Source organism: Bradyrhizobium aeschynomenes (assembly GCF_013178945.1).
GTDB classification, from domain to species: domain Bacteria; phylum Pseudomonadota; class Alphaproteobacteria; order Rhizobiales; family Xanthobacteraceae; genus Bradyrhizobium; species Bradyrhizobium aeschynomenes.
In genome coordinates, this window is sequence record NZ_JABFDM010000001.1 from 690,102 (window position 1) to 714,627 (window position 24,526).

General features: G+C 67.2%; 21 protein-coding genes. 8 read left to right on the forward strand and 13 right to left on the reverse strand.

Features of this window, described 5'->3' with window-relative positions; all coding sequences use genetic code 11:
- Window positions 1-6 precede the first annotated feature (6 nt).
- Window positions 7-1,179, forward strand: a complete 1,173-nt coding sequence (locus tag HL666_RS03095; RefSeq protein WP_172179832.1) for a M20 aminoacylase family protein — start codon at window positions 7-9, stop codon at window positions 1,177-1,179.
- Window positions 1,180-1,188: 9 nt separating this feature from the next.
- On the opposite strand, the gene qhpR is transcribed toward HL666_RS03095, so the two are convergent.
- The 4 genes from qhpR to HL666_RS03115 form a co-directional block, all read right to left on the reverse strand.
- Window positions 1,189-2,247, reverse strand: coding sequence for an AraC-like transcriptional regulator QhpR (gene qhpR, locus HL666_RS03100; RefSeq protein ID WP_172131807.1), 1,059 nt, complete (start codon window positions 2,245-2,247; stop codon window positions 1,189-1,191).
- Window positions 2,248-2,392: 145 nt separating this feature from the next.
- Window positions 2,393-3,799 (reverse strand): ethanolamine permease, encoded by a 1,407-nt coding sequence (gene eat / locus HL666_RS03105; RefSeq protein WP_172131808.1) that lies wholly within the window; start codon window positions 3,797-3,799, stop codon window positions 2,393-2,395.
- Window positions 3,792-4,574: an ethanolamine ammonia-lyase subunit EutC gene (gene eutC / locus HL666_RS03110; RefSeq protein ID WP_172179834.1), complete on the reverse strand. Its 783-nt coding sequence runs from the start codon at window positions 4,572-4,574 to the stop codon at window positions 3,792-3,794. The genes eat and eutC overlap by 8 nt, the downstream gene beginning before the upstream one ends.
- Window positions 4,571-5,971, reverse strand: a complete 1,401-nt coding sequence (locus HL666_RS03115; RefSeq protein WP_172131809.1) for an ethanolamine ammonia-lyase subunit EutB — start codon at window positions 5,969-5,971, stop codon at window positions 4,571-4,573. Before HL666_RS03115 ends, eutC begins: the two co-directional genes overlap by 4 nt.
- A 242-nt stretch (window positions 5,972-6,213) precedes the next feature.
- On the opposite strand from HL666_RS03115, the gene HL666_RS03120 reads away from it, so the two are divergent.
- Window positions 6,214-6,726 (forward strand): GNAT family N-acetyltransferase, encoded by a 513-nt coding sequence (locus HL666_RS03120; RefSeq protein WP_172179836.1) that lies wholly within the window; start codon window positions 6,214-6,216, stop codon window positions 6,724-6,726.
- A 132-nt stretch (window positions 6,727-6,858) separates the two neighbouring features.
- Here the strand turns inward: HL666_RS03120 and HL666_RS03125 are convergent, their stop codons facing one another.
- The 7 genes from HL666_RS03125 to HL666_RS03155 all read right to left on the reverse strand — a co-directional run bounded on the left by HL666_RS03125 (window position 6,859) and on the right by HL666_RS03155 (window position 16,918).
- Window positions 6,859-9,183: a TonB-dependent receptor gene (locus HL666_RS03125; RefSeq protein ID WP_172180193.1), complete on the reverse strand. Its 2,325-nt coding sequence runs from the start codon at window positions 9,181-9,183 to the stop codon at window positions 6,859-6,861.
- 155 nt (window positions 9,184-9,338) lie between these two features.
- On the reverse strand, window positions 9,339-9,707 hold the full coding sequence (locus HL666_RS03130; protein ID WP_172131810.1) for a DUF2946 domain-containing protein: 369 nt from the start codon (window positions 9,705-9,707) through the stop codon (window positions 9,339-9,341).
- A 186-nt stretch (window positions 9,708-9,893) separates the two neighbouring features.
- Window positions 9,894-11,957 (reverse strand): hypothetical protein, encoded by a 2,064-nt coding sequence (locus tag HL666_RS03135; RefSeq protein WP_172110860.1) that lies wholly within the window; start codon window positions 11,955-11,957, stop codon window positions 9,894-9,896.
- Window positions 11,954-12,142, reverse strand: a complete 189-nt coding sequence (locus HL666_RS03140; RefSeq protein WP_172179246.1) for a hypothetical protein — start codon at window positions 12,140-12,142, stop codon at window positions 11,954-11,956. Before HL666_RS03140 ends, HL666_RS03135 begins: the two co-directional genes overlap by 4 nt.
- Before the next feature lie 2 nt (window positions 12,143-12,144).
- Entirely contained in the window at window positions 12,145-14,967 is a 2,823-nt protein-coding gene (locus tag HL666_RS03145) for a DUF4159 domain-containing protein (protein WP_172110859.1), read from the reverse strand.
- Window positions 14,964-15,920 carry a DUF58 domain-containing protein gene (locus tag HL666_RS03150; RefSeq protein ID WP_172110858.1) on the reverse strand — a complete coding sequence of 319 codons (957 nt, stop codon included), beginning with the start codon at window positions 15,918-15,920 and terminating at the stop codon, window positions 14,964-14,966. The genes HL666_RS03145 and HL666_RS03150 overlap by 4 nt, the downstream gene beginning before the upstream one ends.
- Window positions 15,920-16,918, reverse strand: coding sequence for an AAA family ATPase (locus HL666_RS03155; RefSeq protein WP_172110857.1), 999 nt, complete (start codon window positions 16,916-16,918; stop codon window positions 15,920-15,922). Before HL666_RS03155 ends, HL666_RS03150 begins: the two co-directional genes overlap by 1 nt.
- 279 nt (window positions 16,919-17,197) lie before the next feature.
- Here HL666_RS03155 and HL666_RS03160 point away from each other — a divergent pair, with 279 nt between their 5' ends.
- From HL666_RS03160 to HL666_RS03175, 4 genes are read left to right on the forward strand one after another with little or no spacing between them, the layout of a single operon-like run.
- Window positions 17,198-17,800 carry a DUF1285 domain-containing protein gene (locus HL666_RS03160; RefSeq protein ID WP_172111277.1) on the forward strand — a complete coding sequence of 201 codons (603 nt, stop codon included), beginning with the start codon at window positions 17,198-17,200 and terminating at the stop codon, window positions 17,798-17,800.
- 8 nt (window positions 17,801-17,808) lie between these two features.
- On the forward strand, window positions 17,809-18,471 hold the full coding sequence (locus HL666_RS03165) for a CoA pyrophosphatase (protein ID WP_376698573.1): 663 nt from the start codon (window positions 17,809-17,811) through the stop codon (window positions 18,469-18,471).
- Window positions 18,468-18,731: a DUF6111 family protein gene (locus HL666_RS03170; RefSeq protein WP_172179838.1), complete on the forward strand. Its 264-nt coding sequence runs from the start codon at window positions 18,468-18,470 to the stop codon at window positions 18,729-18,731. Before HL666_RS03165 ends, HL666_RS03170 begins: the two co-directional genes overlap by 4 nt.
- On the forward strand, window positions 18,728-19,981 hold the full coding sequence (locus HL666_RS03175) for a CCA tRNA nucleotidyltransferase (RefSeq protein ID WP_172110854.1): 1,254 nt from the start codon (window positions 18,728-18,730) through the stop codon (window positions 19,979-19,981). The genes HL666_RS03170 and HL666_RS03175 overlap by 4 nt, the downstream gene beginning before the upstream one ends.
- An 84-nt stretch (window positions 19,982-20,065) precedes the next feature.
- Here the strand turns inward: HL666_RS03175 and HL666_RS03180 are convergent, their stop codons facing one another.
- Window positions 20,066-21,046, reverse strand: a complete 981-nt coding sequence (locus HL666_RS03180; protein ID WP_172179840.1) for a CobW family GTP-binding protein — start codon at window positions 21,044-21,046, stop codon at window positions 20,066-20,068.
- Between the two features lie 169 nt (window positions 21,047-21,215).
- Between HL666_RS03180 and HL666_RS03185 the strand changes: the two genes are divergently transcribed.
- Both HL666_RS03185 and HL666_RS03190 read left to right on the forward strand, forming a co-directional pair.
- A complete protein-coding gene (locus HL666_RS03185) occupies window positions 21,216-21,410 on the forward strand; it encodes a hypothetical protein (RefSeq protein WP_172179842.1) in 195 nt (64 codons plus the stop codon).
- A gap of 254 nt (window positions 21,411-21,664) precedes the next feature.
- The gene (locus HL666_RS03190; protein ID WP_172179844.1) at window positions 21,665-22,441 is read left to right on the forward strand and encodes a TSUP family transporter; all 777 of its coding nucleotides are present in this window, start codon (window positions 21,665-21,667) and stop codon (window positions 22,439-22,441) included.
- Between the two features lie 11 nt (window positions 22,442-22,452).
- Here HL666_RS03190 and HL666_RS03195 read toward each other — a convergent pair whose 3' ends face one another.
- On the reverse strand, window positions 22,453-24,378 hold the full coding sequence (locus HL666_RS03195; RefSeq protein WP_172179846.1) for a diguanylate cyclase: 1,926 nt from the start codon (window positions 24,376-24,378) through the stop codon (window positions 22,453-22,455).
- Window positions 24,379-24,526: the final 148 nt, after the last annotated feature.

Genomic DNA, 24,526 nt, shown 5'->3' on the forward strand with positions numbered 1-24,526 from the left:
GTCTCCATGCCCATCCTGAACAGCATCGCCGCGCTCACCGACGACATGGCGGCCTGGCGCCATGATTTCCATGAACATCCGGAGCTGATGTACGAGGTGCATCGCACCGCCGGCATCGTCGCCGATCGGCTGCGCGAATTCGGCTGCGACGAGGTCGTGACCGGCGTCGGGCGCACCGGCGTGGTCGGCGTCATCCGCGGCCGCAACACGTCGTCCGGCCGCACCATCGGCCTGCGCGCCGACATGGACGCGCTGCCGATCGAGGAGGCGTCGGGCGTGCCTTACGCCTCGAAGACGCCCGGCCTGATGCATGCCTGCGGCCATGACGGCCACACCGCCATGCTGCTCGGCGCCGCCAAGCATCTTGCTGAGACGCGCAATTTCGACGGCACCGCGATCGTGATCTTCCAGCCGGCCGAGGAGGGCGGCGCCGGCGGCAAGGCGATGGTCGATGACGGCTTGATGACCCGCTGGGGTATCCAGGAGGTCTACGGCTTGCACAACGCGCCCGGCGTGCCCGAAGGCGTGTTCGCGCTGCGGCCGGGCCCGATGCTGGCCTCGTCCGATCAGCTCGAGATCACCGTGCACGGCAAGGGCGGCCATGCCGGCGCCGGCGTGCACAAGGCGGTCGACAGCGTGCTGATCGCCGCGCATATCATCACCGCGCTGCAGTCGATCGTCTCGCGCAACGTCGACCCGGTCAAATCGGCCGTGATCTCGATCTGCATGGTCGAGGCCGGCAAGGCGATGAACGTGATTCCCGAGACGGTCGAGCTGAAGGGCACCGTGCGCACGCTCGATCCCGACGTGCAGGACCTCGTCGAGCGCCGCATCGCCGAGGTCGCCGACGGCATCGCCCGCACCTATGGTGGCGCGGCCACGACGAAATACACGCGGCTTTATCCGATCACGATGAACCATGCGCGGGAGACCGGCATCGCCGCCGATGTCGCCCGCGATGTCGTGGGAGTCGAGCGCGTCGTCGACAACGCGCCGCCGCTGATGGGCGCGGAGGATTTCGCCTTCATGCTGCAGGCCCGTCCCGGCGCCTTCGTCTTCCTCGGCATGGGCGACGGCATGGATTGCCATCACCCGGCCTATCGCTTCAACGACAACGTTCTCGGCCACGGCGCGTCCTATTGGGTGCGGCTGGTCGAGAAGACGATGCCGGCGAGCTGACGACATGCGTCAGCTGCGTGGCGCCTGCCGAGACTGTTGGCGCCACTGCCGCGGGCTGCAGCCGGCCCAGCGCGCGAAAGCGCGGGAGAACGCCGAGGCCTCGGAATAGCCGAGCAGGAAGGCGACATCGCCGAGCGGCAGATGCGCCTGGCGCAGATAGTGGCGGGCGAGATCGAGCCGCGTCGCCTCGACCAGATCGGAGAAGGTGGCGCCGAACTCGGCCAGACGGCGCTGCAGGGTCCAGGGCGTCGTCGACAGCGCCTCGGCGACCTCCTCGAGATGCAGCGCGCCGGCAGCCAGCCTTCGCCTGATCTCGCCGCGGACCAGGTCGAGGAACGCCGGCGTGCCGCAGGAGCCGGCGACACCGGCGAGATCGGTCGTCAGCCGTTGCAGACGTGACAGATCGGCCTGCGGCATCGCACGATCCAGGCCGCGATCGCGAAACACCAGCGCGTTGGTGCTTTGCGACCATCCGGTCTCCGCATCGAACGCGGCCTCATGATCGCGCCAGGCAGTAGGCCGGGCGTGCTCGAACAGCACCATGTCAGGGGCCCAGCCCGCCGGCAGGCAGGCGCGGAACACGTTCGCGAACATGCCCATGGTCAGCTCGGCGTCCTGCCGACGATCGACGATCGAGCCGTCGAGGATGCGATATTCGAGCCGGAGAAAGCCGTCACGGCGCGTGAGGCGGGTCTCGGTGGCCTGCTGATGCCAGGGAAACCACAGCGCGAGGTGCTCGATCGCCGAGCCGAGGGTGGGAGCTGCCAGCGCAATCTCGCCGATCAGGCCGAGCATCTGCGGCCGGTAAGCCTGGCCGAACCACAGGCCGAAATTGTCATTGCCGGTCTCCTGCGCCGCGTCCTCCATCATCGCCACGTAGTCGGCGAGGTCGAGCGCGTGGCGGGTCTGGCCGAGGCAGTCGGCATCGATGCCAACGCGCTCGAACACGGCTTCCGGGCGGCCTCCCGTCTCGGCGATGAACTCGGCAACGCCGGTCGCGGCGGCGGCCAGAATGTTGCGGCTGCGATCCCGCGGAGGCTCGCGTTCGGCTGCAAGAGGCTGTGCCATGAATCCTCGCCTTTGAGGACGTAAGCCGTCGGTTGACACCTCGTAGTTATGCAAGTCACGTGCCTGCCGAAGCAGTCACTCGAGCCCTCCGCGTGGGGAGCCGCGGAGGGCTTGTCGCGATCTGATGCCGCGCGCGCCTGGCCGATCAGTCGGCCAGGGCGCGGGCCTCGGTCAAGGCGATGTCGAGCAGATTGTCATTTGCCGCATTGCTGCGCTTGCCCGCCGTCAGACGATAGAGCAGCAGGCCGGCGGCGAACAGCACCAGGAAGGCCGCGAAAACCTGCAGGTTGAACCAAATCATCGTGAGCAGCGACAGCGTCGCGCACACCAGCGCCACGGCCGGAAGCACCGGGTAGAGCGGCGCCTTGAACGGCCGGACCAGATGGGGCTCGGTCGCACGCAGGCGGAAAAGCGCGGCCATGCTCATGATGTACATCACGAGCGCGCCGAACACGCTCATGGTGACGATGTTCGCGGTGAGCGTCTGCCCGGCGAACTGGATCAGCTCGTCGGAGAAGATCGCGGCGATGCCGATCACGCCGCCGGCGATGATCGCCCAGTGCGGCGTACGGCAGGTCGAATGCAGCGTCGCGAGCTTGGCCGGTAGAAAGCCGGCGCGCGACAGCGCGAAGATCTGCCGCGAATAGCCCATGATGATGCCGTGGAACGAGGCGATCAGGCCGAACAGGCCGATCCACACCAGCATGTGCAGCCAACCGGAATTCTCGCCGACCACGATCTTCATCGCCTGCGGCAGGGGATCGTTGATGTTGGCGAGCTTGCTCCAGTCGCCGACGCCGCCCGCCATGATCATGGTGCCGAAGGCGAGCACGACGAGGGTGAGGATGCCGGCGATGTAGGCGAGCGGAATGGTCTTCGTCGGATTTTTGGTCTCCTCCGCAGCCATGGCCGCGCCTTCGATCGCCAGGAAGAACCAGATCGCGAAGGGAATGGCCGCGATGATGCCGCCGAGGCTCGTCATCGAGAATGAATTCTCGCCGGCCCAGCCATTGGCGGCGAAGTTGGCGAAGGAGAAGCCGGGGGACACCACGCCCATGAACACCAGCAGCTCGGCGATCGCCAGGATCGTCACGAACAGCTCGAAGGTTGCGGCGATGGAAACGCCGGCGATATTGAGCGCCATGAACACCAGATAGGCACCGAGCGCGGCGGCCTTCGGTGACAGCCCAGGAAACTGGACGTTGAGATAGGCGCCGATCGCCAGCGCAATGGCGGGCGGCGCGAACACGAATTCGATCAAGGTCGCGAAGCCGGCGACGAAGCCGCCGAGCGGCCCGAAGGCGCGGTAGGAATAGGCGAACGGACCGCCGGCATGCGGGATCGCGGTGGTCAGCTCGGTGAAGGAGAAGATGAAGGTCGTGTACATCACCGCGATGAAGATCGTGGTGACGAGGAAGCCGAGCGTGCCGGCCTTGTCCCAGCCATAGCTCCAGCCGAAATACTCGCCGGAGATCACCAGCCCGACCGCGATGCCCCAGAGGTGGAGTCCGGTCAGGCTCTTCGAAAGCGTCGGTTTGGTCTCGTCACTCATGTCCACGCGCTCCTGTCGGTTTGTGATGGGTGATTGATGATGGTTGTGCCGTCGTCGGGAGCGCGGCATCCGGGGCCGCTTCCTTGAGGCCGATGCCGGTGACGCCGATCCGCAGTGCTTCGCGCACCAGCCACGCCAGCTTGTCGGCGGCGCGCTCTGTCGATAGTCCGTGGCCGTGAATGTTGGAAATGCAGTTGCGGGCGCTGTCACGCAGGCCCGCCGCCGGTTTGAATGAGAGATAGACGCCGAGCGAGTCGGCCGCCGACAGCCCCGGTCGCTCGCCAATGAGGACTGCGACCAGCCGGGCTCCCATGGCGGCACCGACATCATCGCCCAGCGCCACGCGCGCCTCGGAGGCGAGCACGACCGGACCGATCGTCAGGCCGGACAGCTGCGCCTCGGTGGCGATCACGACGTCGGCCGCATGGCTTTCGACCGCATCCGCCGACAGCCCGTCGGCAATGATGAAGACGAGATCGAACGGACCCGGCCGCAACTTCGACGCTTCGCCCGCAGCAAGGCGGCGGCCGAGGTCGGGCCGGCGGAGATAGCTGGCGCGATCCGGTGCGGCGCTCGCGACCTTGATCACCTCGCGCGGCGCCAGGGCGTCGGCGATGCCGTCGAAATTGACCTTGCCCCACACGGCATCGCGCGCCAGCGCATGCGCCATCTGGAATTCGAGCTTCGCGGCGGTGGGCAGCCCGTCGCCGGAACGCCCGAGCGCCACGCGGGCGCGCGTCATCCGGCGCAGCATCTCGAACGCATCGTCCCTCATGCGCGCGCTCCATGGCCGATCAGCCGGGCGACGGCCGGTGCGCTGCCCGGCAGCGGCGGCACGCGGCCGCTGTCGTCGAGCAGGCCCATGCGCGCCAGCCAGGCCTCGAACTCCGGCGCCGGGCGGCGGCCGAGCAGATGCCGCAGCCGCATCACGTCGTGATGCGACAGGCTCTGATAGTTGAGCATGATGTCGTCGGCGCCGGGCACCGCGATCAGGAAATTGACGTTGGCAACCGCGAGCAGTAGCGCCAGATCATCCATGTCGTCCTGGTCGGCCTCGGCATGGTTGGTGTAGCAGACGTCGCAGCCCATCGGCACGCCGAGCAGCTTGGCGCAGAAATGATCCTCGAGGCCTGCGCGGATGATCTCCTTCGCGTCGTAGAGATATTCCGGGCCGATGAAGCCGACGACGGTGTTGACCAGCAGCGGCGAGAACGCGCGTGCGACCGCATAGGCGCGGGCCTCGACGGTTTGCTGGTCCAGGCCGTGATGCGCGTCCGCCGACAGTGCGGCGCCCTGGCCGGTCTCGAAATACATCACGTTGCTGCCGATCGCGCCGCGCTTCAGCGACAGGGCCGCTTCCTGCGCCTCGGCCAGCAGCGCCAGCGTCACGCCGAAGCCGGCATTCGCGGCTTCGGTTCCGGCGATCGACTGGAAGACCAGATCGAGCGGGGCGCCGCGTTCGATGGCCTGGATCGAGGTCGTGACGTGGCTCAGCACGCAGGATTGCGTCGGCACCTCGAATTTGAGCCGGAGCTCGTCGAGCATCGTCAGCAGGCGGATGCAGGCGTCGACATTGTCGGTGGCAGGGTTGATGCCGATGACGGCGTCACCCATGCCAAACAAAAGGCCGTCCAGCGTGCCGGCCGCGATCGCCAGCGGATCGTCGGTCGGATCGTTGGGCTGCAGCCGCGACGACAGCCGCCCCTCAAGCCCGATGGTGGAGCGGAATCGCGTCACCACCCGGCACTTCGCGGCGATGGCGATCAGGTCGCCATTGCCGCAGAGTTTCGACACCGCGGCCACCATCTCCGGCGTCAGGCCCGGCGCGAGCGCGGCCAGCCGGCCGGCATCCGCCTCCCAGGACATCAGCCATTCGCGCAGCTCGCCGACCGTCAGCGTGGCGATGGACGCGAATGCGGCGGCATCGTGGCTGTCGAGGATGAGGCGGGTGACCTCGTCGCTCTCATAGGGAATCAGCGGGTCATTGAGAAATCGCCGCAGCGGCACGTCGGCCAGCGCCATCCGCGCCGCCACCCGCCGCGCGGCGCTGTCGGCTGCAACGCCAGCCAGCTCATCGCCGGACCGGCGTGGCGAGGCGCAGGCCAGCAGCGCTCCGAGATCATCGAACACATGCGTTTCGCCGCGATGGCGCGACCGGAATCCACCCGTCATCTTCGACCTGCCGCTCGTGCTGCGTCAGAGCGCTCCTTGGCCACGATGGCGGCCGCAACGCTCATGACTGGGCGCAGGTTAATGGATGCCGGCCGGCGAAACTTGACATCTCAGCACAATCTTAGGTCATGTCGCGTGAGTGCTCAGAAATTCGGCATGAGACACGGAACGGGCGAATGCTGTCGAACCGGCGGCGCACGCCATGGACCACGCCGCCCCGGGATGCTATCTCGCCACCCCACATGAGTGACCTGTCCATTACGATTTCAGCCGAGAAGCCGGGCGATGCGCAGGCGATCGAACGGCTGCATGAGCGCACCTTCGGCCCCGGCCGCTTCGTGCTGAGCGCCTATCGGCTGCGCGAGCATGTCGACCATTTGCTCGAACTGTCGTTCACGGCCCATATCGGCACCTTGCTGGTCGGGTCGGTGCGGCAGTTGCCGATCTGCGTCGGCGACACCAAGGCGCTGATGCTCGGGCCGCTGACGGTCGAGCCGCCGTTCCGCAAGCACGGTATCGGCCGCATGCTGATGGAGCGTTCGATCGAGGATGCGAAGGCGCAAGGCCACCGCTTCATCCTGCTGGTCGGCGATGCCGACTATTACACGCGGGTCGGCTTCAAGCCGGTGCCGAAGGGACGGGCGACGATGCCGGGCCCGGTCGACTACAACCGGCTGCTGGTGAACGAGCTGGTCGAGGGCGCGTTCGACGGCGTCTCGGGTGAGATTCGGCCGGATTGGGATTACGCGCGATAGTCTCGGTCTTCCCGTCATTGCGAGCGAGCGAAGCAATCCAGAGTCCCGTACACGACTCTGGATTGCTTCGTCGCTTCGCTTCTCGCAATGACGCGGAGGGGGAAAGGCGGCTCCCCCCTCCGCCGCCGTTGCTCAGAACTTCAAGTTCGCAAAAATCCTCACGCCGATGCCGGGCAGCAGCACCTCGTCCTTGGTGTAGGACACGGAGTTGCGGATCTTCTCGTTCAAGAGGTTGTTGCCGACCATGCCGACCAGCATCTCGCGCGCGCCGAACATGTTCGGGTTGAGCTTGGTGCGGTAGCTGACCTCCGCCTTCAGCAGATTGTAGCCCGGTGTCGGCGTCTCCGCGATGGGGGCGATGTCGTTCTGTGCGAACGCATGCAGCAGGTTGATGCGGGTCAGCCAGTTGGCATCGCGCCAGAACAGCCCGCCGCCGACGCGCATCGGCGGAATCCGCGGCACGTTGGTGCCGTCGGGGAAGGTGGCGCGGACCACGTCGAACTGGTTCTCGATGCCCCAGATGCCGCTGCCGAGCTGGGCGACATCGTACTGGCTCTGGAACTCGAAGCCGCGGAACAGCGCGTTGCGCTGCGAGTAGACCGCCTGGTTCAGCTCAGTGCCGGTCGTGCCGCAGGACGCGAAGTCGTCGTCGCACATCACGCCGGTCAGCCTGCGGTAGATGAAATTGCTGAACTGCGTGTAGTAGGCGGTGGCCTCGAATCGGAAGGGGCCGGTCGCCTTGCGCAGGCCGGCCTCGACAGTCCTGGCGGTCTCGATCGTCAGGTTCGGATTGCCGATATCGAAGGTGGCCGTCGCGTCATGGCCGCCGCGCGAGAACAGCTCGGCCGCCTTCGGGGCGCGCTCGACATATTGCGCGGTGACGCTGGCGACGAGATCGCCGGGCAGATTCTGCAGCAGGCCGACGCTCGCGCTCTTCGGCGTGTACTCCGGATTGCGGGCGATGTTGGCCTGCGGCGTGCCGTCCGGCAGATAGTCGACCGGGAAGTTCGGCGTCGAGCCGTTCAGCGACACATGCTCGACGCGGCCGGCGATCTGCGCTTTGGTCGAGGGTGAGAAGGCGAGCTCGTTGAAGACGTAGCCGGCGACGCGGTTGTTGGTGTTGGGCCCGAACAGACCGTTGAACACCGAGCCGGGATTGTCGGGGCTTGGCGCGTTCAGCTCCTGATGGCCGGCCTGAATGCCATAGGCCGTGGTCAGCGTCGCAAAGCGCAGATTGACCGGCATCATCTGCATCTCGACGCGAATTTCCTGCTCCCGGTTGGTGAAGGTCTGGCGGATGCCATCGGTGGTGGGGTCCGCAGGATCGGCAAGGCCGATCTCGTTGTGCCGATAATCTGTCGCGCCAGCCCAGAATCTGATCGCGTCGATGGCTGCGGAGTCCGGTCGGTACTCGCCCTTGGCCGTGAACTTGGTCTGGTGCGCATCGATCCGCGTGCGGCTATCGGAGCCCTCGATGCCCGGGATGTGGTAGAGCGCGTTGGTCTGGGTGATCGCAGCGCCGATGAAGCCGCCGGAGAAGAAGTAGCTGCCGCCGATCGAGGCGCCCTCGTTCTGAACGGCCGAGTTCGGCTGTCGGCCGTTCACCGGGCGAGTCTGATCGAAGAGGTAGGGATAGCCGGGAATGGAATAGTCCCCGGTCTTGCGGCCATAGGCATCGGCATGAAGCGCAAAGTTGCCGCCGCCGGCATCGAGGAGGACGCCGCCCTCGACGCCGCGATCGACCGAACTGAACGAGGTGCGCGTCTCCGCAGTGACACAAGGCGCACTGCCTGCGGCCGGCGCGCTGGCCGGCAGGCCGTAGGTCTGGAACGGCGCGGTCGAGCAGGTCGGCAAGGCCTGGGGGATACGGTTGTTGGTGGCGCTGACGACGCCGCCGATCGAGGTCGAGCCGTAGCGCAGCGCGGCCGGGCCGCGGACGACCTCGATCTGGTCACTGGTCAGCGGGTCGATCGGGACGAAATGGTCCTCGCCGAGATCCGAGGCGCCGCCGCCGCCGATGCCGTTCTCGACGATGCCGACGCGATTGACGTCGAGCCCGCGGATAATCGGCCGACTCGAGGCGCCCGGCGCGAAGCTCGATCCGGTGATGCCCGGCTTGGAATTCAGCAGATCGCCGAGCGTCGCGGCGCCGGAGCGGCGGAGTTCCTCGTTCGGCACCACGGTGACGGTGGCGAACTGATCGGTGATGATGGGAGTCACGCCTTGCAGCGGCGGAGGTGGCGCGGCCTGCGCTTGTTGCGCAGGTGCCGGTGCGCGTGTGCCGCTGCGGGCTACGCGCGCGCCGGGATTGGGACGCGGCACGGCCGGCTTGCGGGCACGGATCGGGCTCGGCGCCGTGACGGTGACCTCAGGCAGCTCCGCGGCAGGCTTGGGATCATCAGCGCGCGCAGGCGCGCCAACAACGCACAACATGGCTGCGACGCTGCAGCCCGACATCAAAGCTCTCGGCAACATGACCCAATTCCTGATTCCTGATCAGGCGTCCCATAGCCCTCGTGGGTGGGATGCGCCTGCCGTCGGTCTCGACGGACCTATTCCTGTAGGCTGTCCGCATGCGCCGAGCGCAGCGGGCAGCTTTCGAGCGGTTCAGATCAGGCGGAAGGAGGTGCGCGCGGTTGGAACGCGGTCGTGATGGCGACGCGGCTGAGCGACGCGGCGACGGGAGCTGTCGGGCGGAAGGCCACCGCGTGCGGCGAGGGCAGCGACGGCGCCGGCGACAGCAGGATCGATTGCGCCATCGCGATGACGGCACAGATGGCGCAGCCGTCGGCAGGCTGCTGGTCCGGGTCCTGGCTTGCTGGAGAGGAGCCGGTATGGGCCTGCGCGGTCGTGATCGAACCGCCGTCGATGGCCTGCGCGGAGAGCCAATGAACGTGGCCGAAGGCGAGCGCAAACTGCAGCACCAGCGCAATCAGCGCCAGCCGCGATCCATCCTTGATGTTCGCGCGAAACCAGCTCATGGCCAGCAATGGCTCATGTGAATCGGCCACCCCGTTCGGCTGATCGTCTCAGCCGTTGTTACAATGTAACATCGCAGGAGCGGTTCATAGCTGTCAATCGATGCACTGCGGCGGCGATTTGATTCCCCGTTGCTGTGCCCTTCTCGCCACGTCGCGCGCCGTGGCGGCGCGCGATCGTCGCCTTGCTCAGCGTCCCTCGCGCACCCAGGTCGCGGCGAGCGCGCCGAGCAGCAGCAGGAGGCCAATCACGCCGGCGAACATCGGCAGCACCCCGACGCCCTTGACCACGCTGGCATCGCGCATCCGTACCCCCATCCAGCCGTCGCCGCTGAACAGGGTCGATGATCTGACGGGGACGATGCGTGGCATGTCGATGCCGGAGCCGTCGGCGATGCGGCGGGCGTCGCCGCCGGTCGCCTGCGCCAGCGGTTTCAAGGTCTCGGTCGTCGAGGTGACCTCGGAAAACTCCTTCGGATTGGTCGGGCCGACATTGATCAGCGCTTTCAAGGTGCCGTCCGTCGCTTGCCACAGTCCGAGCTCGCTGGCGGGCAGGGTTGCCCGCCACTCGCCGGGATCGCCCTGGGCGAGCGTGAGCTCGCGTGTCTGGCCCGAGGGCGAGGTGACGGTCACCGGCGGGACGGTGTCGCCCATGGTCTGGCGGATGACGGCGAGATCCTTGCCCTGCATCTGCAGCCGCAGCGCCTCTTCGTCGAGATCCGGCTGCTGCATCAGCCAATGCGACATCCGTCGCAGGAGATCGAGATGCGGGCCGCCGCCCTCATAGCCGCGGGCCCACAGCCAGATGTGGTCGGACAGCAAGAGCGCAACGCGGCCGGCGCCGAAGCGCGACAGCAGCAGGAGCGGCTTGCCGTCGGCGCCGGTCATGACCGGCGGGCTGACCGCGTTGCGCGTCTCGACGGTGCGGAAGAAACGGCTCCAGCGCGGCGGCTCGGAGCCTGAGCCTTCCAGCCCGCGCGTCACCGGATGGCGTTTGCCGGCATCCGACAGATGCGCATAGAACGGCTTCTCGGTGACGCCGACCGGCTCCGCGGGCAGCACCGAGTCGAGCGGCGTGCGCCAGATGCTCGTGTTCGACGCGTAGTCCGGTCCGGCCGAGACCAGCACCGCGCCGCCATTCCTGACGTAGCGCGCGATGTTGTCGAAATAGGCGATCGGCAGCACGCCCTGGCGGGCATAGCGATCGAAGATGATCAGCTGGAATTCGTTGATCTTCTGCTGGAACAGCTCGCGGGTCGGAAACGCGATCAGCGACAGCTCGTTGATCGGCGTGCCGTCCTGCTTCTCCGGCGGCCTGAGGATGGTGAAGTGGACGAGGTCGATCGAGGCGTCCGACTTCAGGAGGTTGCGCCAGGTGCGCTCACCGGAATGCGGCTCGCCGGACACCAGCAGCACCCTCAGCTTGTCGCGCACGCCGTCGATCGAGACCACGGCGCGGTTATTGACGAGGGTCAGCTCGTTGTCGAGCGGCGAGGCCTCGATCTCGACGATGTTCTGGCCTTCGTGCTTGATGTCGACATCGACATTGGCGGCCTGGCCGCTCGTCAAGGTCCGCTCGCTGATGACCTCGCCGTCGCGGCGGATCACGACCTTGGCGCTGGCGCCCGTGACGCCCTGATCGTCGAGCCGGAAGCTGATTGTCTGCGGCTGGCCGACGATACCGAAGCGTGGCGCTGCGGTGATCGCGACGCGGCGGTCGCGCTCGGCCTTCTGACCAGTGATCAAGGACTGCAGCGGCGCCTGGAAGCCGAGCGCTGCGGCATTGCCGGGAATGTCGTGCACGCGGCCGTCGGTGATCAGGAACGCACCGGCGACGCGGTCGACCGGCACGTCCGACAGGGCCGAGGTGAGCGCGCTGAACAGATGCGTCCCGTCGGTCTCGCCATCCGCCTGGCCGGCATCGACGACGCGCACCTCGAGACCCTTGATCTTCTTCAGGCTGTCGACCAGCGCTTCCTGAGCTGCCTGGGTCTGCTTGTTGCGGTCACCGAAATTCTGGCTCGGGCTCTTGTCGACGACGACGGCCGCGACGGAGCTGAGCGGCTCGCGGTCCTCGCGGGTGAATTGAGGGTTGGCGAGCGCGAGCGCGATCAGCGCCAGCGCGGTGACGCGGATCCAGGCCGAGCGCGAGCGGCCGAGCAACAGCAGCGCGGCGATGACGACGATGGCGCCGATCGCGAGCCACAGCACGACCGTCGGAACCAGAGGCGTGAACGCGATGCCGTAGTTCATGAGGCAAACTCGCAGTTGTCTTCGTCATGGCCGGGCTTGTCCCGGCCATCCACGTCGTTCTGTATGGAAGGTGAGACGTGGATGCCCGGGCCTTCGCCGCGCCGAAGCGGCTTCGGCCGCGCAGGCGGGTCAAGCCCGGGCATGACGGTGGAGATTTCGGCGCGACCGATGATCGTCACGAACATCATCACTGCCCGAGCCGTTCGATCAGGGCCGGCGCGTGCACCTGGTCGGCCTTGTAGTTGCCGGTCAGCGTGTACATCACGATGTTGACGCCGGCGCGGAAGGCGAATTCGCGCTGGCGCGGCTCGCCCGGCACCATCGGCAGCATGGCCTGGCCGTCGGGGCGGATCGCCCAGGCGCCGGCAAGATCGTTGGAGGTGATGATGATCGGAGAGACACCGTCGCCGCCGCGGGCCGGCCGCGACGCGCTGTCCTCCTCGTCGTCCTTCGGCAGCGCCTCGACCCAGGTCTGGCCGGCGGTGAAGCGGCCCGGGAAGTCGCGCAGCAGATAGAACGTCTTGGTCAGCACGTGCTCGCGCGGCACCGGCTCGAGCTCGGGGACGTCGAGGGAGGAGAGTATCTCGCGCAGCGACTGCATGCCCGGCGTCTGCTGTGCGCCATTCTCGCCTGGAGGCGCCTCGACCGCGTCGCGCGTATCGAAGATCACCGTGCCGCCCTGCTTCATATAGGCGTCGATCTTGTTGATCGCATCCTGCGGCGGCTTCGATACGCCCGGCACGATCGGCCAGTAGATCAGCGGGAAGAAGGCGAGTTCGTCATGGGCCGGATCGATGCCGACGGGATCGCCGGCCTCCAGCGCCGTGCGCTGCGCCAGGAACAAGGTCAGGCCGGTCAGCCCGGCCTTGACGATGGAATCGACGTCGGCATTGCCGGTCACGACATAAGCGAGCCGGGTCTGCGACACAGCACGCATGGCGAAGTCGTCGCTGGCCGCATCGGCGCGTGCGGCAGTCGGCATCGCGACCGCGAGCAGGGCGGCGGTGGCGAGAATGGCCAGCGCAATTGCCGCCGGAGCCGCACGCCGACGCCGGACCAACGCGGCCAGCGCACCGCCGAGCAGGGCGACGATGATCGCATCGATCAGGAACAGCAGCAGCGCGGTCGACAGCAGGATGCCCCGGAGATCGCGCGGCTCGGCCGTCGTGTAGCTGGCGCGCTTGGCACGCAACGCCGACGTGTCGAGCTGGAGGATGCGATCGGCGGGGCTGAGCGTGTTCACTGCGGTCGGTCCGTCGGCAGGGCCATAGAAGCCGGGTGGATGATCCAGGGAGGCCCTGTCGTTGAAATCGGCCGGCAGCGGCTTGGCCGTTGAAGGCGGCGGTCCGAAGGCGCCGAAGCCGTCGAGGATGTGCAGCGGCGCCAGCGTCGCCTTGGCGGTCTCACCGGCGGGACCGGGGCCCGGCGTCGAGGTGTAGCCGGACATGTCGACGATGCGGCGGAGCATCTCGACCATCGCCCCCGACATCGGCAGGTCCGACCAGCGCATGTCGGCGCTGACATGGAACAGCGCGATCAGGCCCTTGCCGCGATGTTCGCCGGTGACGAGCGGGGTGCCGTCCTCGAGCGAGGCCCAGCTCTTGGTTGCCAGCACGGCGTCAGGCTCGGCGAGAACCTGGCGATTGATGGTGACGTCCTTCGGCACGGTGATGCCGGCGAACGGGCCGTCGGCGGCGAAGGCGGCCAGGTGCTGCGGCTTCTCCCAGGTCAGGCTGCCGCCCAGCGTGCGGCCGCCGCGGCGCAGCTTCACCGGCACGAGGTCGTCGTCGCCTTGCGCGAGGCGCGGACCGGCGAACCGCACCAGCACGCCGCCATTTTCGATCCAGCCATTGAGCCGGTCGCGCAGCTCCGGCGACAGCGTGCCGACATCGGCCATCACGATCATCGGCACCTTCTGGTCGAGGAACTGCGTGATGATCTGCTGCGGCGCGCCGCGATCACCGAGCCGGAGATCGGCGAAGGGCGCCAAGGCGCGCGTCAGATAAAAGGTCGGCGCGAGCAGCGGCTGCGCGGTGTCGCTGGTGGATCCGGAGACGATACCGACGGCGCGGCGGCGCCATCGCTTGTCGAGCAGTTGCACGGCGCCGGCCGAGCGTTCGCCGGCGATCTCGAGCCTCGTGATGTCGTTGCGCAGCTCGACCGGCAGGTCGAAGCTCGCCTCGGCGTCGTGCGCGTTGCCGGCGAAGCTGAATTGCGCCTCGCCGAGCGGCGAGCCCTTGGCGTCGAGTGCGCGCACGATGCCGCCCGGAGCGGACAGATCGGCACGCAGCACCTTCACGGTCATCTTGGCGGCTGCGTTCTCGGCGCCCGCGAGCGCGAGCGGCGAGGGCGTGCCGCCTTCGAAGACAGTCAGGCTGCGATCGCCGATGGTCTTGGCAAGACCCGTCACGAACTCGCTGCCGCGGCCGGGATCGACTCCGTCGGAGAACCACAGGATCTCGGCATCGCCGGTCGCTTTGAGGAAGCGGTCGAGCTGCGGCAGCGCATCAGCGCGCTCGGTCGTGTGGGCCTTGGGCGCGATCTGGCGCAGTGCGACGCGCGCCGCGCCGGCCGGCATCAGAGTGAGATCGCGTGCCGGCTCGGACAGCGGCAGCAGCGCGACGCCGCGCCGGTCGGCATCGGCATTGGCGATGATCTCGTCGGCCGCCTTGATGCGGGTCTCCCAGCTCGCCGCCGCGCTCCAGCTGTCGTCGAGCAGGAGCACCAGCGGCGCCTTGCTGCCGACCGCCTCGGTGCGCGGGTTCCAGATCGGGCCGGCTGCCGCGAAGATCACCAGCGCTGCCGCGATCAGCCGCAGCAGGGTCAGCCACCATGGCGAGCGCGACGGCGTCTCTTCCTTCGGCGTGATGTCGAACAGCAGCCGCGTCGGCGGAAACTCGATGCGGCGCGGGCGCGGCGGCATCACCCGCAGCAGCCACCACAGCACGGGCAGGCTGATCAGGCCGGCCAGCAGCAACGGTTCGGCGAATGACAGCGGCAGACCCATCATGCGCCGATCCCTCTCGGGCCAGCGCCCACTTTGACGCCGCCGCGTGCGCCGAGCTTGCTGGTGGTCATGCCGGCGTGCAGGAACAGCAGCAGCTCGGCTGCCGAGCGGCTTGTCGTGTGCGTCGTGAACAGCCAGTCGAGCTTGCCGGTCTCGGCGCGGATCTGGTCGCGGTGCAGCGCGACGCGCGCCACGTAGTCCTGCGCCCAGCTCTCGGCGCGGCCGGCGGTGATCACCTCGCCGCCCTCGGGCTCGACGAATTCGACGCGGCCGGAATAGGGGAAGGTCTCCTCGGCGGGATCGACGACCTGCACCATCGTGCCATGCGCGCCCGATGCGGACAGGCCGGCGAGCATGGCGCCGATCTCTGATATCGGCGACCAGAAATCGGAGAGCACCACGATCTCGGCGAGCGCCGACGGCACGAAGGACGGCGGCAGGCTCGGCCTGACAGTCTCATCGTGCAGCATCGCCTGCGCGATGCGATCGATCACGCTGCGGCTCGCGGTCGGATTGATCAGGCCGGGAATGCCGACGCGCTCGCCGCCGGCGACCAAGAGCTCGGCCAGGGCAAAAGTCACGATCAACGCGCGCTCGAGCTTGCTGTCGCGCGCGCCTTTCGAAGCGAAGGCCATCGAGGGCGAGCGGTCGGGCCAGATCCACACCGTGTGCGCGGCCTCCCATTCCTGCTCGCGGACATAGAGATGATCATCGCGCGCGGAGCGGCGCCAGTCGACGCGCTGCGACGGCTCGCCGGACACGAAACGGCGATATTGCCAGAAGCTCTCGCCGGAGCCGGCGCGGCGCCGGCCGTGCAGACCATGGATGACGTTGGCGGCGATCTGCCGGGCTTCGAGCACGAGGCGCGGCAGCGAGGATGCCAGCGTCCGGCTTTCGCCATCGGCACGCCGTATCGCGAGAATCTCCTTGTCGGCGTGCCCCGCTGCTGTTGCCATCAACCGATCCGGCTCTTCAGCTGCCGGATCACGTCCGGAATGGTGCGCCCTTCGGCGCGGGCCGGGAAGGTCAGCGCCATGCGGTGCTTCAGCACGGGTTCTGCGAGATCGAGCACGTCGTCGATCGAGGGCGCGAGACGGCCATCGAGCAGCGCGCGGGCGCGCACCGCGAGCATCAGCGACTGGCTGGCGCGCGGACCGGGGCCCCAGGCGATCAGCTTGCCGGCCTCACCCGCCTCGGGGCCGGGACGCGCCGAGCGCACCAGCGACAGGATGGCCTCGACGACGGAATCGCCGACCGGCAGCCGCCGCACCAGGCGCTGGGCCGCGATCAACGCATCGGCCGTCATCGCGCCCTTGGCGGCACTCTCCTCGGCGCCGGTGGTCTCGAACAGGATGCGTCGCTCGGCGTCACGATCGGGATAGTCGACGTCGATCTCCATGAGGAAACGGTCGAGCTGGGCCTCGGGGAGCGGATAGGTTCCTTCCTGCTCCAGCGGGTTCTGTGTCGCCAGCACATGGAACGGCTTGGGAAGATCGTGCCGCGCGCCGGCAACGGTGATGTGCTGCTCCTGCATGGCTTGCAGCAGCGCGGACTGGGTGCGCGGGCTGGCGCGGTTGATCTCATCGGCCATCAGGAGTTGTGCGAACACCGGGCCGGCGATGAACCGGAACGAGCGCTTGCCGACCGTGCTCTCGTCGAGCACTTCGGCGCCCAGAATGTCCGACGGCATCAGGTCAGGCGTGAACTGCACGCGCTTGGCGTCGAGGCCTAGCGTGACGCCCAGGGTCTCGACCAGCTTGGTCTTGGCAAGGCCGGGAACGCCGATCAGGAGCGCGTGGCCGCCCGAGAGGATCGTCACCAGTGTGTTTTCCACGACGCGATCCTGGCCGAAGATGACGCTGGAGATCGCCTCCTTCGCCGCGCGGATTTGTCCGGAGACCTGTTCGGCCGATCGGACGATCGCATCCTCGAGCTTCTCGGCACTCTCAGCCATTCCCGTCGCTCCTTCTGCCCCGCATCTTCAACTTGCCGATTCAACCTGTCGACCGGCGTTCCGCTCCAGTTTGTCGGGATGCGGCTGCCAATCTATTGCGAAGGCGCTGTATTCGTTGAGTTAAACTATCCCCATATTATCGGCATTCCGGGGTATTGACGGCATCACGATATGGCGACCTTACATCACGTGCAGCGGGCGCCAGGAACTTTTGCACAGACGAGCGCACTGAAATCCTGCACCAATCGTGCCAAGGCGGACGCAAACTCAAGGCAAACCATGGCGAAGCAAGGGCAGACCACGGATCAGGGACTCGAGCGGCTGACCTCGGCCGCGACGCAGGCTGGCACGTCCGAAAAGGGCCTGCCGCCGGTGCATTTGTGGAATCCGCCATTCTGCGGCGATCTCGACATGCGAATCGCAAGCGATGGTAGCTGGTACTACATGGGCACGCCAATCGGCCGCCCTGCATTGGTGCGCCTGTTCTCCACCATCCTGAAGCGCGAGGATGACCGCTATTTCCTGGTCACGCCCGTGGAGAAGGTCGGGATCCGTGTCGATGATGTGCCCTTCATGGCCGTAGAAATGCGGAAAGAAGCCGATGCACAGGGCGTGCGGCTGCATTTTCGCACCAATGTCGACGATTGGGTGGCCTGCGACGCCCAGCACCGGCTGCGCTTCGAGCGGAGCGAGAGCGGCGGGCTCACGCCCTATCTGCACGTCCGCGCCGAACTCTGGGCCAAGGTGACGCGGCCGCTCTACTACGAGCTGGTTGACATGGGTGAGGAGCGGGTGATCGATGGGGAGGTCATGTTCGGGGTGGAGTCGGGCGGTGCGTTCTTCCCCATGGCCAACGCAGAAGAGGTGAGGGCGGCGCTTTGAACGAGCCCATGGTGGTGAGGACTGCGACGGCGGAGGTCAGCTCGGCCGAATTCTTCGCGCGTGGCCGGGAGCGGTTGGGCTTCGACGTTCCGCAGGCTCTGCTTGATCCGGACGTGATTCCGGCCAGCGGAGATTCCGGCACCGATCGCATGCTCGAGATCATTTCCCGCGAGCAGCCGATCCGCCCGGCGGCGGTGCTGATCCCCGTGGTCGACCATCCCGAGCCGACGGTTCTCCTGACGCAGCGCTCGCCCAATCTCTCCAGCCACGCCGGCCAGATCGCCTTTCCCGGCGGCAAGATCGACGTCACCGACGCCTCGCCGCTGGACGCCGCGTTGCGCGAGGCGGAGGAGGAGGTCGGGCTGGACCGCAGCTTCGTCGACCCGATCGGCTATCTCGACGTCTACGGCACGGCCTTCGGCTTTCGCATCCTGCCGACGGTGGCGCGGGTGCGTCCGGGCTTCTCGCTGAAGATCAACGAGGGCGAGGTCGACGACGCTTTCGAGGTGCCGCTGGCGTTCCTGATGGATCCTGCCAATCACCAGCTGCATTCCAAGGAGTTTCGCGGCATGGAGCGCGCATATTACGCGATGCCGTTCGCCGAGCGCTACATCTGGGGCGCGACCGCGGGAATCCTTCGCGTGTTGTACGAACGGATCTATCTGTCATGATCCGACCAGTGTTGACGGAAATCGGAATTTTCCTCATTCCTTTTGCCGTCTATGTGCTGTTCTTGATCGCGACCCGGGCAGGGCTGCTGGTGCCGGCGAACTGGCCTCTGCATCTGGTTGCAAAATTGACGGTGGCGGCGCTGGTGTTGGTGATTGCAAGTCTGGTCCTGCTCGCCGAGTTCTCCGGCGCGCCGCCGCATTCGACCTACATGCCAGCTCATATCGAGAACGGCAGGCTCGTTCCCGGAGTGGAGAAATGACCGACGCGCGGGTGCTGAGCGCGCCCTGGCTCTCGTCCGGTCCGGCGGCGCGGGTGCTCGCGCTGCTCAATTGCGATGGCGAGGAAGCGCGGGTGGTCGGCGGCGCCGTGCGCAACGCGCTGCTCGGCATCGCCATCGGCGACATCGACATTGCCACCACCGCAATGCCGGCGGAGGTGGTCCGGCGCGCCAAGGCGGCCTCCATCAAGAGCGTGCCGACCGGCATCGAGCACGGCACCGTGACGCTGGTGCTCGAAGGGCATCCGTTCGAGGTCACGACCCTGCGCGAGGACACCGAGACCTTCGGCCGCAAGGCCAAGGTCGAGTTCGGGCGCGACTGGGTCGGCGATGCGCACCGGCGCGACTTCACCATCAACGCGCTGTCGGTCGGTCCCGATGGAGTCGTGCACGATCATGTCGGCGGCCTCGCCGACATCGCCGAGCGACGCGTGCGCTTCATCGGCGATCCCTCCCAGCGCATCGCCGAGGATTACTTGCGCATCCTGCGCTTCTTTCGCATCCATGCGGCCTTCGGACATGGCGAGCCGGATCGCGACGGCTATCTCGCCTGCATCGCCGGCCGCGCGGGTCTCGCGTCACTGTCGGCCGAGCGCGTGCGCATGGAGATGCTGAAGCTCCTCGTCACCGACGGGGCGGTCGGCGCGGTCACGGCGATGGCCGATGGCGGGCTGCTGACGTCGCTGCTCGGCGGCGTCGCCTATCTCGGCCCGTTCGCGGCGATGATCGAGATCGAGCGCGCGCTGGCGCTGACTGCGAGCCCGGTCCGCCGTCTTGCCGCGCTTGCGGTCGCCGTCACCGAGGATGCGCGTCGTCTCGGCGCGCGCCTGAAGCTGTCCAATGCCGAGACCAAGGCGCTCGACGGCATGGGCCACCGCTGGTGGCGCTTCGCCTCGGCCGACGAGGCGCGGGCCCGGCGCCTGCTGTATCGTCTCGGCGAGACCGTCTACCGCGACCGCCTGATGCTCGGCTGGGCGCGGTCGGGGTCCGATCCCGATACCCAGCGCTGGCGCGAGCTGGCGCTGTTGCCGCAGCGCTTCACGCCGCCGAAACTGCCGCTGAAGGCTGCCGATTTCATTTCGCGCGGCGTTGCCGAGGGGCCGCTGCTCGGCCACGTGCTCACCCTCGCCGAGGATGCCTGGCTGGCTGCGGACTTCCCGCTCGACGAGGCATCGCTGAACGCGATCGCCGATCAGGCGGCGGCCCGCGTCAATCGCGACGGACGGACCTGACGCCGCTCGCCGCGATCCGGTGCGAGGCTCGTGACAGCGTTTGGCGGGGATCGGCCGCAGCCACCCCGCCGGTCCGCGACGACGTCAGTGATCTGAAGTCTGACAGCGGCGGAAGCCCTCGCGCAGGATGTCGTCCGGCAGATCGCGCCCGATGAAGACCAGACGGCTGAGCTTCGCCTCGCCGGGCTTCCAGGGGCGTTGATGGTCGCCGTCCAGCAGCATGTGAACACCCTGAATCACGAAGCGATCGGGGTCGTCCCTGAAATGCAGGATGCCTTTCAGGCGCAGAATGTCCGTCCCGAAATGCTGGACCGTCTGCTGAATCCAGGGAATGAACGTCTCGGGCGCGAGCGGATGCTCGGTCGTCAGCGACAGGCTTTTGACGTGAGCGTCGTGCTCGTGCTCATGCTCCTCATCGAGGAAGCCGGGCTCGAAGGCGAGAATGCGGTCGATATCGAATGCACTTCGATCCAGGACCTTCGCGAGATCGACTGCGCACTGCTCGGTGCGATGGATGACCGCATAGGGGTTGATCGCGCGGATGCGCGCCTCGATCGACACGAGATCCGGCTCCGAGACCAGATCGGTCTTGTTCAGCAGGACGACGTCGGCGAACGCGATCTGCTCCTGCGCCTCGTGGGCACGGTCGATCTCGCCGGGAAGATGCCGCGCGTCGATCACGGTCACGATCGCATCGAGCCTGGTGTTGCGGCGAACGTCGTCGTCGACCAGAAACGTCTGCGCCACCGGAGCGGGATCGGCGAGCCCCGTCGTTTCGACGATGATCGCGTCGAACTTGCCGCGCCGCTTCATCAGTCCGTGCAGGATCCTGATGAGGTCGCCTCGCACGGTGCAGCAGATGCAGCCGTTGTTCATCTCGAAGATCTCTTCCTCGGCATTGACGACCAGATCGTTGTCGATGCCGACCTCGCCGAACTCGTTGACGATGACGGCGTACCGCTTGCCGTGCGGCTCCGTGAGAATGCGATTGAGCAGGGTGGTTTTTCCCGCACCGAGATATCCGGTCAGAACGGTGACGGGTGTCTGTGAGGTCGCAGCGGTCATGTTGTCCCTTTCGGCGTCTCGAGCTCGCTGACCGTTCACGGCGCTGCCGTTGGCCACGCGGCCTTGGGGACCGCTTCTCGGAGCGGTCCTCGCCGACGAGGTGCTCCCGTCGTCGGCTTGATTTGTGATATGTTATAACATAACATATGCAAATTCCAGGAGCATCCGCGTGAGTAAGCTCGAAATCCTCCGCAGCCGGCGTGTCGGGCTTCCCGATGCGCCGTCCGACGTCCAGGCCCAGGTCCGAGCATCGGGAGAGGTGGTTCGCTTGAACGACTTCAGACCCAAGCGCGGCGAGAGGATCTATGATCCCGACAAGATCTGGTCCGGCGAGCACACGGCGCGGAATTACACTGAACTCTGACGATCGGCCGCTGCGGCTGCCTGAGTTGTCTGCCCCTTTCGCGTGAGGTGTTGCACCAGTGCGTCATCGCGCCGACGTGATCGCCCGATGCACGCGAATTCATTGCGCACGGGGTTGCGGAACCGCCGGTTCTCGGCGATGGACTGGCTCTCGCAGAGGATGCCTCGCTGCCGGTGCATTGAGCGCGCCACGGGGGCATCGCTGACCGCGATCGCCGATCAGGCGGCGGCGCGCGTCAACCGCGACGGATGGTCATGAATTCTCTGGCAGGCTTTGCCGATATCTCGCTGCTTCAGCTCCTGCTCGTCGCCTCCGTCGCTTTGTTTGCTTCCATCATCGGTGGTCTCGCCGGCTACGGCACCGGAGCATTGATGCCGCTCGTTCTTGTGCCGATGGTCGGCGCCGAGCCCGTGGTGCCGATCATCGCAATCTCCGCGATCCTCACCAATCTCAGCCGCGTCGGCGCTTATTTTCGCGAGGTCGACCGCGCGCGCGCGGTCGTCGTCATCTCCGCGGCGGCGCTCACCACGGCGCTCGGTGCCTACGGCTACACGCGGCTCACCAATGCCGGCGCGGCGTTCGTGATCGGCACCATGCTGATCATGAGCGTGCCGCTGCGGCGTATCCTGCGCAAGCGCGACGTCAGGATCGGCAATGGCGGGCTCGCGGCCGGCGCCGTCGGCTACGGTGTTCTCGTCGGCGGCACCTCCGGCTCAGGCGTGATCCTGCTATCGCTGCTGATGGCCGCAGGCCTCGAAGGGGCGGCGGTCATCGCCACCGACGCGATGATCTCGGTGGCGACGGGCATCATCAAGATCTCCGTGTTCGGCCTCGCTGGCGTCGTCACCGCGCAGGTGCTGGCCTTCGCGCTGCTCATCGGCGCGGTCGCGGTGCCCGGCGCCTTCCTGGCAAAAGCCTTCGTCGCGCGCATGCCGGCGCACATCCACGCCGCCATCCTCGATGCCGCAGTGATCACCGGCGGCGGCGTGATGATTGCGTCGGCGCTGCGGCATCTGCTGCCGGCGGCGTAGGCAGCGCTGCCTCAAGCCACCCGGTCGGAGGGCGTGTTGGTCCTCGTCTCCGCGCGTGCGACGATGGCATCGAGCGTCGCCACCGCCCGGTCGGTCATCTCGTCGATCGGCGGCACCATGCCGCCGGTGGCGAGTTCGACGCGGTTGCGGCCCTTGTGCTTGGCGCGGTACAGCGCGCCGTCGGCGACGCGCAGGATCTCGGTGAGGTCGATGCCGGCCTCGGGATAGGCGGCGACGCCGACCGAGATCGTCACCCGCGGCAGCATGCCGTCGCCATAGCTGATGTTGAGGGCCTCGACGCGGGCGCGCAACTCCTCGGCGCGCAACGCTGCCTCCTCGATCGCGCAGCTTGGCAGCAGCACCACGAACTCCTCGCCGCCGAGACGGCAGGGCATGGCGTCGTCGGCAAACGTGGCCTTGAGGATCTCGCCGATGTGGCGCAGCACGGTGTCGCCCGCCTCATGGCCGTGATTGTCGTTGAACGACTTGAAGTGATCGATGTCCAGCGTCACCACGCTGACCGGCGTGCGGCTGCGCGCGGCGCGCAGCAATTCGCGGCGTGCGGTCTCGACCAGACAGCGGCGGTTGTTCAGCCCGGTCAGCGCATCGCGCAGCGACTGATCGCGCAGGCCCTCGCGCAGCTTCACATTGGCGATCGCGATCGACAGATGCTCGGCGCAGGCGAGGCCGAGACGGGCGCGATCGGCGAAGCGCGCCTTGGCCTCGGCCGCGGTCTCGTTGCCTTTGAAGTTGTACTCGACGTGCAGCAGGCCGACGGTCTCGCCATGGGCGAGGATCGGAATGCAGCAGTAGTTCTCATTGACCTCGTCGTGCACGTGATCGCAGGGGAATTCGACCTCGCTCGTGCCGTGGATGTAGACGTGGCCGCGGCGCAGGCTCCAGCAATCGTCGGGGTGCAGGGAGCGGGTCGTCGAGGCGCCGTTCCATTCGGCGGCGACCTCGAGCACGTCGCGGCTGTCGGCATAGATGTACAGGGTGCCGGTGCATTCGGGCATCAGGCCGCCGAGCACCGTCGAGATCATCTGGTATAGCTCGGGCTCGGACTTCGCCGATTGCAGCCATTCGCTCAGTTCGGACAGCGTCCGGGTCGCGGCGTTGAGACGTTCGTTCTCGACCAGGCTGGTGCGGAACACGGCCAGCGCCCGCGCCATCATGCCGAGCTCGTTGGTGTGATCGGCGTAGGGGATCTCGGTCTGCAGCTCGCCCTTGGCGATTGCCTCCATGCTGCGGGTGATGCGGAAGATCGGCATCGACACGTCATGAATGACGAACAGCAGCGTGGCGAGCCCGATCATGACGCTGACGCCGTTGACCGACCACAGCACCAGGCGGAACACCTGCGCATCCAGGGTCGCGCTGTCGATCGCGCTGTCGGCGCGGTGATCGGCGAGCTTGATGGCGTGCCCGATGGCGTCGACGACGGCCTGGAAGACCGGCGGCGTCTCGATGTTGACGACGTGCTCCAGGCGGTCGCGGTCGGCGCCGACCTCCGGCTCGAGCATCACCGCCTGCTGCTTCTGGTACATGTCCCATTTGTTGACGAACTGATCGAACGCCATCTTCATCGGCGCGTCGCTGCCGATCGTGTCCCTGAAGCGCGCGATCTGCGCGTCGACCTCGGTGGTACGGCGTCGCAGCTCCTGCTCGGCCGCAGCGCGCGGTTCGGTCGCCGTGGACAGTGCAGCACGGATCGCGACGAGGTGAGCATGAGCGATGTCGACGTCGAGATCGCCGAGAGCGCGGATCTTCGGCAGCCGGTCGCGGTTGATGCTCTCGACCGCGTCCTGCAATGCCGACAGCCGCATCGTCGCCAGCACCGATACGCCGCCGAGGATCAGCAGCAGCAGGAAGACGGAGGTCAGGAGCGAGTTCTTGATCGACACGCTCAACGAGATCTGCGGCAGATTGAGAGCCATGACACCGATGCTGCACCAACGGCTTGCGATCGGTCGAAGCGGCGCGCACGGGCCGGCCGCCTTGTCCCCCTCCAAGCCCCGCAGTCATCAGACGCCGGGCCGATTTCGATTGGGTTACGGTTGCTCCGTAGGGCACCGGGGGGCGCCG